General features: G+C 55.8%; 9 protein-coding genes. 5 read left to right on the top strand and 4 right to left on the bottom strand.

Translation table 11 applies throughout. The features are described from left to right. The first annotated feature begins 1,130 nt into the window (after window positions 1-1,130). The 4 genes from EA797_RS18075 to fliS all read left to right on the top strand — a co-directional run bounded on the left by EA797_RS18075 (window position 1,131) and on the right by fliS (window position 4,743). A complete protein-coding gene (locus tag EA797_RS18075) occupies window positions 1,131-2,330 on the top strand; it encodes a flagellin (RefSeq protein ID WP_122167726.1) in 1,200 nt (399 codons plus the stop codon). A 63-nt stretch (window positions 2,331-2,393) separates the two neighbouring features. Further along, the gene (locus EA797_RS18070) at window positions 2,394-2,744 is read left to right on the top strand and encodes a flagellar protein FlaG (RefSeq protein ID WP_122167724.1); all 351 of its coding nucleotides are present in this window, start codon (window positions 2,394-2,396) and stop codon (window positions 2,742-2,744) included. A 57-nt stretch (window positions 2,745-2,801) separates the two neighbouring features. After that, complete coding sequence (gene fliD / locus EA797_RS18065; protein WP_122167722.1) at window positions 2,802-4,232, top strand: flagellar filament capping protein FliD; 1,431 nt, start codon at window positions 2,802-2,804, stop codon at window positions 4,230-4,232. 121 nt (window positions 4,233-4,353) lie between these two features. Further along, window positions 4,354-4,743, top strand: a complete 390-nt coding sequence (gene fliS, locus EA797_RS18060) for a flagellar export chaperone FliS (RefSeq protein WP_122167720.1) — start codon at window positions 4,354-4,356, stop codon at window positions 4,741-4,743. Between the two features lie 150 nt (window positions 4,744-4,893). Here fliS and ppnP read toward each other — a convergent pair whose 3' ends face one another. Together ppnP and EA797_RS18050 are read right to left on the bottom strand one after the other, a co-directional pair. Continuing rightward, complete coding sequence (gene ppnP, locus EA797_RS18055) at window positions 4,894-5,175, bottom strand: pyrimidine/purine nucleoside phosphorylase (RefSeq protein ID WP_122167719.1); 282 nt, start codon at window positions 5,173-5,175, stop codon at window positions 4,894-4,896. Between the two features lie 112 nt (window positions 5,176-5,287). After that, on the bottom strand, window positions 5,288-5,629 hold the full coding sequence (locus EA797_RS18050; RefSeq protein ID WP_122167718.1) for a DMT family protein: 342 nt from the start codon (window positions 5,627-5,629) through the stop codon (window positions 5,288-5,290). A gap of 145 nt (window positions 5,630-5,774) precedes the next feature. Between EA797_RS18050 and EA797_RS18045 the strand changes: the two genes are divergently transcribed. Further along, complete coding sequence (locus EA797_RS18045) at window positions 5,775-6,050, top strand: YkgJ family cysteine cluster protein (protein ID WP_122167717.1); 276 nt, start codon at window positions 5,775-5,777, stop codon at window positions 6,048-6,050. 41 nt (window positions 6,051-6,091) lie between these two features. Here EA797_RS18045 and EA797_RS18040 read toward each other — a convergent pair whose 3' ends face one another. Together EA797_RS18040 and EA797_RS18035 are read right to left on the bottom strand one after the other, a co-directional pair. Next, window positions 6,092-9,166 (bottom strand): error-prone DNA polymerase, encoded by a 3,075-nt coding sequence (locus EA797_RS18040; protein ID WP_208644467.1) that lies wholly within the window; start codon window positions 9,164-9,166, stop codon window positions 6,092-6,094. Then, a complete protein-coding gene (locus EA797_RS18035) occupies window positions 9,166-10,578 on the bottom strand; it encodes a Y-family DNA polymerase (protein ID WP_122167715.1) in 1,413 nt (470 codons plus the stop codon). The genes EA797_RS18040 and EA797_RS18035 overlap by 1 nt, the downstream gene beginning before the upstream one ends.

Below are 10,578 nucleotides of genomic sequence, written 5' to 3'. Positions count from 1 at the left end.
GCCGGTGCATGGTTGAAGAGCCAAAGCGCATAACCGCTGCGTCCTTTATAAACGTCTTCGGTTGGTGCCAGCTTAGAAAAGAAGTCCGGCTTTTGGATGGCAGTCCTGGGAAAGGGCGACGAGTGCAAATAAAGCTATCGGCGCGCAAATGGTGTGGGGCACGAGGTTGTATCAACTTAAGTCCTTTTTGCGGGTCTCCCATTGGGTAGTAGGCCATGCGTCTCCTCTTGGGTAGGCAAGGAATATTCGCCCAGTCTTCAAAGGTAAAAAGGGCGACGGTTACCGTTTTCCCGACCGTCGTTTACTGTTCCTTGGGCGATGACGAGTGCGTAACGGGATAGGGTGGTAGATAGCGGTTGTTTGAGTCGCCGTGATGTAGCGCCTCTAGTGCCGCACTAGCGCACCACATCTCGTCATAATCGTTAAGCCAAAAGTAAGTAGCGGTGTTCGTGGTACTGGTCGAAGGAAAGGAAAGTGGTTTCAGAGGCTATCGGTAAGAGGTCTGAAGCGAGTAAGGAGTTGAGTGGCTCTATGTACTCGCTTTGATGGAATCTATCGCCATGTTACGACGACGGGCCATAGCATGGCGCCTGGAGACACCAGTGCGGCAATAGTGTTCTGACTTATCGAGCACTGCTCGCCTTCGGCTTCTGCGTATGAAATCCACTGCATGGTGGTGTTAGCGCAGACGATCCAAACAGCTAGCTGCCCTGTTGAATGCGATCCAAGAGCTAGTCCCGTCATCTGATGGTCATTTATCTCGCGCAGTAGCCGATGAAGCTTCCTGCACTTATGCGTGCCACAGCGCACTGCCGCCTAATCAGTATCCCTGCGGTTGTGCATGACCTGACGCGGAGGTGCTCCAAGCGGCGCAAAGGAATTGCCCGTGCTAAAGAATTCTCAATTTTGCCCGAAAACCTGTGCAGGCGGGCTCGCTTGGTTGTGAGTTTCGCCGGTGTCGTACAGGTTATTTTCGGGGCTTGCAAAAAATATTTTCACTGCCTCCTAAAGCTCACCGAAACGACGCCGATAAGCTTATCGAATGCGAACTCAATGGGTGCCTGGGCACAAGCCGGCCCGGAGTCGCAAGCTCAGGCAACCAAAGTAACTAGCGCCCTTGGAGGCACATCATGGCTCTTACAGTCAACACTAACATTGCGTCGCTCAACACTCAGCGCAATATCAACAACACGTCCAACTCCCTGAACACCTCCATGCAGCGCCTGTCCACCGGTAGCCGCATCAACAGCGCTAAAGACGACGCCGCAGGCCTGCAGATCGCTAACCGCTTGACCAGTCAGGTTAACGGTTTGGGTGTTGCGGTACGTAACGCCAACGACGGTATCTCTCTGGCTCAGACCGCTGAAGGCGCTTTGCAGCAGTCGACCAACATTCTGCAGCGTATGCGTGACCTGTCCCTGCAGTCGGCGAACGGCTCGAACAGCGATGACGAGCGTAAGGCATTGAACTCCGAAGTAGGTCAGCTCAAGAAGGAACTGGACCGTATCAGCAACACCACTACATTTGGTGGTCGTAAATTGCTCGACGGCTCATTTGGTACTGCTAGTTTTCAAGTAGGTTCTGCTGCAAACGAGCTGATCAGTGTCGGGATTGATAAAATGAGCTCAGACTCATTGAAAGGCAGCTTTTATAAAACCGAAGTAGACATGGCCACCACTGCGGTTGATGACGCGACTTTCGTGGCTGGCAAAGCTACCGCAACTCTCACCTTGGATGATGGCACAGACGTTACCGTAGATTTCGATATCAAGAAGGGTGACGATGCCGATGCGATCAACGCCAAGTTTGCTGCTGCTGTTAACGACGCAAACGTAGGCGTGAGTTTGCAGAAAGATTCAGCTGGTGCTTACCAAGCTGTTTCGAAGTCTAACAAGGATGGTGACGGCCCTGCTGTAACCACTATTGCTGTCGCCGCTAAAACTGGTGGAACTCTTGCTGGCGTGACGTTCGGTGCCGCTACTACCACTATCGCGACTACAGACTTAGCAGAGGCAGATTCTGTTAAGGAAATCGATATCAGTGACGCAGTGGGCGCCCAAGCAGCTGTACTTGTAATCGATGATGCAATCAAGCAAATCGATTCCCAGCGTGCTGACCTCGGTGCTGTGCAGAACCGCTTCGACAACACCATCGCCAACCTGCAGAACATCAGCGAAAACGTATCGGCCGCTCGCGGTCGTATCGAAGACACTGACTTCGCAGCTGAAACCGCGAATCTGAGCAAAAATCAGATTCTGCAGCAGGCCGGTACTGCGATCCTGGCTCAGGCCAAGCAGCTGCCGCAGGCTGTCCTCAGCCTTCTGCAGTAACAGGCCAGCGTGTAGTGGGGGGCGGCAAGCGTGCCGCTCCCCATGATTCATTAGAGGTGAATCATGGACGTAGGGAAAGTTTCAACCACATCTGTTGTACCTGCTCAGGTACCCAGTCTCCGCAAGGAGCCTGGGCTTTCGTCGTTTCTTGCTGAGCCGGTAGTAGTTGTGGCCAAGCCGGACGAGGAAGCGCGCGGGGAGCTTAACGAGGCCGTAACAGACCTGCAGTCGCGAATGCAGAACGTTCAGCGCGATCTAAACTTCAGCGTGGATGACTCTACGGGTGAAGTAGTCGTCAAGGTGATTGATGGCGAGTCGGGCAAGGTAGTTCGACAGATTCCGTCTGAAGAAGTATTGAAGCTCGCCGAACAGCTGGATGGCGTGCGTAGCTTGATGTTCGAGACCAAGGCTTAAGACGGCACGGTTTTTGGATAGATACTTGGACGCATTATTTTTTGACAGGTGATAGTTATGTCTTCAGTCACAGGTGGTGTCGGGCTTGGCACCGGGATGAACATCGACTCCATTGTAAAGTCGATGGTCGCTGCCGAGCAGGCACCCAAACAAGCTCAGCTATCTAACCTGGAGAAGGCTACGACTGCCCGCATCACCGCTGTTGGCGCACTTAAAAGCGCTATTTCTGACTTCCAGACTGCGCTCGGTAACCTGAACAAACCTGAGCAATTCCAGGGTAGGTCTGCCACGTCGTCCAAATCGGATCTGCTAACTGTAACTGCGGGCACTACGGCAGGGTCAGGCAATTACAAAGTCAACATCATGCAGCTGGCAACCAGCAGCAAGGTTGCACTAGCGGCAGTCAAGGCCCCGTTGGGCGAAACGGCCAATTTTGGGACGGGTTCCCTGACCGTTAAGGTTGGTGGCGGCCAATCGATAGCGATAAAAATTGACGAAAGCAACAATACGCTCGAAGGGCTTCGTGATTCGATCAACAAAGCGGGGGCAGAGTCAGGGGTAGCTGCAACCATCGTGACTGATGCCAATGGCCCTCGTCTTGTATTGAGCAGCAGCAAGACGGGCGAGGGTGAAGATATATCGGTCGAGGGAGACGGTGTCGGTGGAAACGTGAAGCTGTCCAGTTTGAGCTTCCCCGCAACGGACCCAGACTATACCGGGACGGCAGCAGCAAGACAGATCACCATGGCGGGCAACGCCAAGCTCACCATTGATGGTCTGGAGGTCGAAAGCAAGACCAATACTGTGGACTCCGCAATCGAAGGCGTTACGTTGACGCTCAAGGGCGTTACGACTGCAGATGCGCCGATTGTCTTAGGCGTCGAGCTTGACCAGGCTGGCGTGAAGTCGAATGTGCAAAAGTTCGTTGATTCGTACAACAAGCTGATCGGTGTTGTTAACGCTCAAACTAAAGTTACTCCGGTTGGAGACGACAAGGCGCCGGTAACCGGGGCTCTGGTTGGAGATGCCACGGCAAGAACACTGCTTAATACTGTTCGTAACGAGCTTTCTAACGTTCAAGGTAACGGTGCGATACGCGCGCTTTCTGACATGGGTATTACGACCCAGAAGGACGGCACGCTCGCGCTTGATGGCACTAAGCTGGATAAAGTGTTAGCGAGTAACTTCTCGGACGTAGCAGGCTTGTTCACGGGTGAGAAGGGGTTGGCCACTCGGCTTGACGCTAAGCTTGCACCTTATACCCAGACGGGGGGTGTGCTTGAACAGCGTAACAAAGCCATGAGCGAGACGATCACCAAAATCGACAAGCAAAAAGAAGCGCTAACGGTCCGCATGACGGCGCTTCAGGAGCGGTTGTCCAAGCAGTGGTATGCAATGGACGCGATGGTGGCGCAACTGACCAGCACATCCAACTCGCTAGCTGCGATGTTTGAAAACATGCCTGGGGTCGTTACCAAAAAGAACTGATTCAACAAAGATTACTTAACCGCCCATAGGGCGGTTTTTCTTTTTGAGCTCTTTCGTCAAGTTTTGCCCATAAGGGCCGATACGCTGTACATGCAAACTGATGTCGCAAGGGGCATTTAGAATGAACGCAATGGCAGCAATGAGGCAGTACCAGCAGGTTGGCGTTAAAGCTCAGGTGACCGAGGCCGATCCGCATCGCCTTATCCAAATGCTGATGCAAGGCGGGCTTGATCGTATTTCGCAAGCTCGTGGCGCCATGGAGCGCGGCGAATTCGCGGAGAAAGGAGCATTACTGGGCAAAGCGATCGCCATCATCGGTGGCCTTCGCGATGTGCTGGATAAGAAGGCTGGGGGCGAGCTTGCTGACAACCTCGACAAACTTTACGAATACATGTCTATGCGGCTGTTCGAAGCTAATCGGAACAACGATCTGAAACTGCTTGATGAGGTTTCTGGGTTGCTGGCTGAAGTCAAGGAGGGCTGGGACGGTATCGCGTCAGTCGCCGCTTGAAGCTGCGGAAATAGCGAGTAGGTACTCTGCCAAAAAGTACTGAAGTCTACCGCTACGCTTCAAGATAAAGGCTTCGCCAGAGTTAGGTGGATGGCTCATGTTTCATCCACCTTAGGATGTTCTGGCAACCAGTGCACGCCAGCCGTTTCGTTATCTGTACTCGCACAGATAAGCTGTAGCCTCTGCAACCTTCAGCTGAAACTTGCTGTTGGCCGGTACAGTGAACTGGGTGCCCGCACCAAAGGTTTCGTAGTTTTCGCTTCCGGGCAGTTTCACCTCGAGGCTGCCTGATATCACGTGCATGACTTCAAGCTGAGCAGTGCCGAATTCATATTCGCCTGGGGCCATGACGCCGATGGTAGCTGGGCCGGCCGCCGTATCGAAGGCGATGGATTTGACGGTGCCGTCGAAGTATTCGTTGACCTTGAACATGCGGAAATCTCTAAGGGACGGAAAGGGGTGGCCAGTATGCCCAAGCCGCTTGGCGCCGTCATCAGCCTACGATTGCTAGACCGTGTCGTCCGCCAAGGCGCGTATGTGCTGCTCATGTACGGAAGATGAAATAGACCGCACCGAGCAAACACAGCCCCGCCCACAGATAGTCGAGCTTCAGCGGTTGCTGCATGTACATCACGCTGAACGGCACAAAGATGGCCAAGGTAATCACTTCCTGCATGATCTTCAGCTGGCCTATCGATAACTCGGTGTAGCCGATGCGGTTGGCGGGCACCATGATCAGGTATTCGAACAGGGCGATGCCCCAGCTGATCAGCGCTGCTATCAACCAGGGCTTGCCATTGAGCGTCTTGAGATGACCATACCAGGCGAAGGTCATGAATAGGTTGGACACGCAGAGCAGTGCTGCGGTCTGAATCCAAATAGGCATGGGGGGATGGCTCCTAGGTGATGGCAAATGCTAGGGGCGCGCCGGAGTGCTCGCAAGCGCTCTGGTGCCCATTTTTCGTGGCTAGTGTCTTTTGCCTGTACAGCCATTTATCATCGCACCCGAATTTTTCATTTCGGTACTTGGAATGAATTGCCGTCCCGGTTGCGGTGCCTGTTGCATCGCCCCTTCGATCAGCTCGCCAATTCCCGGCATGCCTTCAGGCAAGCCGGCCGGGGTACGTTGCCTGCATCTTTCCGATGCAAATCTGTGCGGCCTATTTGGTAACCCAGCCAGACCAGCTGTCTGCGCAGAATTTCAGGCCGATGTCATGTTTTGCGGCGATGATCGACAGGATGCGATCCGCCTGCTCGGATGGTTGGAGCAGGCGACCGGAAGCTCAAATGAGCAACATGTGGTTTAGTTAGGTGGGCAATACAGCGGCTTCGATTGCGTGTAACCGCGTCATTGAAAATCCCGGCTGCGCACATCGAGCCCTGTCAGCATCGAAGTAAGGTCGCGAAGCCGTCCTGCAATGACATGGCGTACGCCGCTCGACGACTCGAGATGACCATCGATTCGCAGCAACTGAGACTGTAGAAGTACTCTTCGGTAGCGCTCGGCCAAGTCGCGCCAGACAATCACATTGATCATGCCAAACTCATCTTCCAACGTGACGAAGATGACGCCACTGGCGGTTTGCGGACGCTGACGGCCAATCACCAGACCGGCAACGCTGACTAGTCGACCATGTTCAACGTCCGCCAGTTCACGAGAGCTTCGACACCGAAGAAATTTGAGCTTTTCCCTTAGCAAGGCTAATGGGTGGGGGCCTAGCGTCGTGCCCAGTATTGAATAGTCAGTCATCAGCTCTTCGCCAACGGTAGGTAGAGGTAAAGGGATGACCTCCTCTTGAGTTGCCGGCTGATCAGCGAATAGCGGCAGTTGTGGTTCAACCCCAGCAACTGCCCAGCGAGCTCGATGACGATGCCCGGTGAGTTCTCGTAAAGCCCCAGCATCCGCCAGCCCTTCGCGGGCACGGGCATCCAGGCGGGCGCGCAGACACAGGTCCTCAATCGAGGCGAAGGGCTGCTGTTGGCGGGCCGTTTCGATCCTCCGCGCATCGTCCTCGCGAAAGCCGCGTACTAGTCGCATTCCCAAGCGTATGGCGGGTTGATCGGTCTGCGTGGGCTCCAGGCTACAGTCCCAATCGCTGTAATGAATGTCCACCGGATGTATCGCCAGGCCGTGTCGGCGGGCGTCCTGGAGAATTTGATCGGGGTTGTAGAAACCCATCGGCCAGCTATTGATCAGGGCACAGGCATAGGCGGCAGGTTCATGACATTTAAGCCAGCAGCTCGCATAGGTGAGAAGGGCGAAGCTGGCCGCATGGGATTCCGGAAAACCGTAACTGCCGAATCCCTTGATCTGTTCAAAGATCCGCGCCGTAAATTCCGGTGCATATCCTCTGGCAAGCATACGTTCGGTGAGGCGCTGGCGGTGTGGTTCCAGTCCACCATGGCGCTTCCAGGCGGCCATTGCACGGCGCAGCTCGTCTGCCTCGCCGGGGGTGTATTGGGCTGCGACAATTGCCAGCTCCATGACCTGTTCCTGAAACAATGGCACGCCGAGGGTGCGTTCGAAGACCGGCCTCAATTCCTCGGCCGGATAGTCCTCGGGCTCTTCGCCGTTACGCCTTCTCAAATACGGATGAACCATGTCGCCCTGAATTGGCCCTGGACGCACGATGGCTACCTGGATCACCAGATCGTAAAAAGTATTGGGGCGTAGACGCGGCAGCATGGCCATCTGAGCGCGTGACTCGATCTGGAAGACGCCCACCGTGTCAGCGCGGCTTATCATCTCGTAGGTTTTACGATCCTCCTCCGGCAGGGTGGCAATCGTCCAGCGCGTACCGCGATAGTGCTCGATCAGGTTGAAGCAGCGGCGCAGCGCGCTGAGCATGCCAAGGGCGAGCACATCGACCTTCAGTAGCCCGACCAGATCGAGGTCGTCCTTGTCCCATTGGATCACGGTGCGTTCGGCCATGCTCGCATTTTCAACAGGCACCAGACTGTCCAGGGCCTGCTCGGAAATGACGAACCCCCCAGGATGCTGCGAAAGGTGACGAGGAAAGCCAATCAACTCCCCGGTGAGTACGAGCACCCGCTTTAACAACGGACTGCTCGGGTCAAAGCCTGCTTCGCGCAAGCGTTCATCGTCCGGGATTCGATCACTCCAGCGGCCACAGCAATCAGCCAGTGCGTTGATCTGATCGACCGGCAGACAGAGGGCTTTGGCCACATCACGAATTGCTCCGGTGGCGTGATAGGTGATTGCCACCGCGGTCAGCGCAGCTCTTTCGCGGCCATAGCGCCTGAATACGTACTGAATGACCTCCTCTCGACGCTCATGCTCGAAGTCGACGTCAATATCGGGCGGCTCATTGCGCTCTTTGGACAAAAAACGCTCGAACAGCAATTTGCTGCGAGAGGGGTCAAGCTCGGTAATACCCAGTACGAAACATACCGTGGAATTTGCCGCCGAGCCTCGGCCCTGGCAAAGGATATGCTGTTCTCGGGCAAAGCGAACGAGGTCATATACGGTAAGAAAGTAGCTTTCGTACTTCAATTCGGTGATCAGTTGCAGTTCGTGCTCGATCTGCGCCCATGCTTTCTCCGTAGCGCCAGCGGGCCAGCGCCAGCGGGCGCCGTCCTCAACTAACTTGCGCAGCCAGGAGGCGGCGTTGTGACCGGCGGGAACCAACTCATGGGGATAGTGATATTTCAACTGGCTGAGATCGAACCGGCAGCGCTCAGCAATACGCAGCGTTTCGGTGAGCAGTTCCGTGGGGTAAAGCTGGGCTAGCTCAGCGGTTCGTCGCAGATGACGCTCACCATTGGGATAGAGATAGCGACCGGCCTGAGCGACCGGCAGGTGATGGCGGATGGCGGTCATACAGTCTTGCAGAGCGCGCCGGCCTCTTGCATGCATGTGCACATCACCACAGGCGACTGCAGGTATGCCAAGCCGTGTCGCGAGCGCCAACTGCTGCTGCAGGCGTGCCTGATCGTCCGGCCCAAGGTGAAGCTCGATACCGAGCCAAAGGCTTGCTTTGAAACGTTCGATCAGCCAATGGCCATCCGCGTCACAATGGATCGTGTCTGCAAGCCAGATCGCCACAAGCCCATCAAAAGGGTCACTGAAGTCCTCGAATAACAGCTCATAGCTGCCTTTCTCGGCGCGGCGACGAGCACGGGTTATCAATCTGCACAGAGCTTGATATCCATCCAGATTCTCCACCAGCAGGACCATCTTTGGTCCGCCTGTGATTTGCATCTCGCTACCGACAATCAGCGGTAGGCCGACTTCCTTCGAGGCTTGCCAGGCTCTGACGATTCCAGCCAGCGTGCATTCATCGGTAATTGCCAGCGCTTTGTAGCCATGTTGTGCGGCGCGCTCGAAAAGCTCTTTGGCGCTCGAGGCGCCTCGCTGGAAACTGAAGTTGGACAAGCAATGCAGTTCGGCATACGCGCTCATCACGCGAACCAACCGTGCAAGTGCAGTGGTCCTCCTGAGAGTGAGCGAAACGCCCAGCCGCGCTGTCCCGATCGTGTTTCGATCAGGTAATAGTCGCGCCGTACATCCCCCCCATCCCACCAGCCTGACTCGATGCGCTCTGGGCCCGCGAGAATGCGTAGCGATGCCTCATTCACAGATTGCGGCTCGGCAAGTAGCCAACCCGGGCGAGGGCAGTTCGCGGCTAATGCAGATTGCTGCGCATCCGGCGTCGGCATCCACGCACATTCAGGACGATGGTCAGCGCGTACAGCGAGGCCCTGGACAGCATCATCACCCAGGCGGGCCCGAAGGCGCTCGCGTAGCTGCTCCCAAGGCATTGACTGGTGAGGTCGATCCTCGAACAGCTCCCGATGCTCAGGAACAAAACTAGGTAGTTGCATTGCGATCAGTCGTATCGCCAAAACCGGCGCCGGCAATTGCAGATGTTCCAGCCGGCCACGTGTCAGTTCGAACAACATGGCTGGATCACGCTCGGCGCTGAGCAGTCCGACGGTTATCTGGCTATCGGCCTGATTGCGATGTTCAAGCTGCAGGGTAAAGCGTTGTACACCGCTGTCACGACCAGCCAAATAGGCAGCCAGGTCTCCTGTCAGCCGTCGCAGCGGAAATAACAGCGCCTGATGCGATTCAACCTCGAAGTTCAGTTCGATACGCGCGTCGAATTGGTCGGGTGGTCTGTAGAACTCCAGCGCCAGGGGGCGTTTTTCCAACAAGGTATCGAGATGCCTGAGCGCCTCAGCCGGAAAACGCTTTGCAAGCCCGTCGCGTGGCAAGGCAAGCAACTGCTTGAACGTGCGCAGGCCCATACGGGCAAGCGCAGAAGCCACATCCCGAGGTAAACCGAGGCGGTCTACCGGCAAACTGCAAATAACCTTATGCAAAGTGGCGGAATCCGTTACCGCTACCCCGTCATGAACGTTGGCCAATACTCGTGCGGCGGCAGGGTTCGGCGCCAGGGTAATGCGATGGCTGAACCCAAGCCCGCTAAGCTCTTCGCGTAGTCGGGTCTCCAGTCGAGGCCAGGGGCCAAACAACCCTAGACTGGAGCGCACCTCCATGAGTAGGCAGCGCGGGTATAACAGGCTGACCTGGGAGCTGAATCCGTAGGCCCATGCGGCGAGAAATTGCTGCCATCGTTCTATGGATGCCGGGTCATAGTCAGCCGTGGCGAATGAGCGGGTCAGAGCATGCGCGGCGATCAGCGTTTGCCCAGGTTTGAGTCCGAGCTCGCGTGCTGCAGGGTTGATCGCTTGTAATACACGACGCTGCGGTGTGCCACTCAGGAGCGCCAGTGGGGCTTTGGAGTCAGCACGGCTGCGTAGCACTCCGTCCATGGCGAGCTGCGGAAATAGAATGCAGGCCCAGAGCAT

Source organism: Stutzerimonas zhaodongensis, from assembly GCF_003696365.1.
GTDB lineage: Bacteria > Pseudomonadota > Gammaproteobacteria > Pseudomonadales > Pseudomonadaceae > Stutzerimonas > Stutzerimonas zhaodongensis.
Note: the sequence above shows the minus strand (reverse complement) of the source record. Positions and strands in the feature narration are given on the sequence as shown.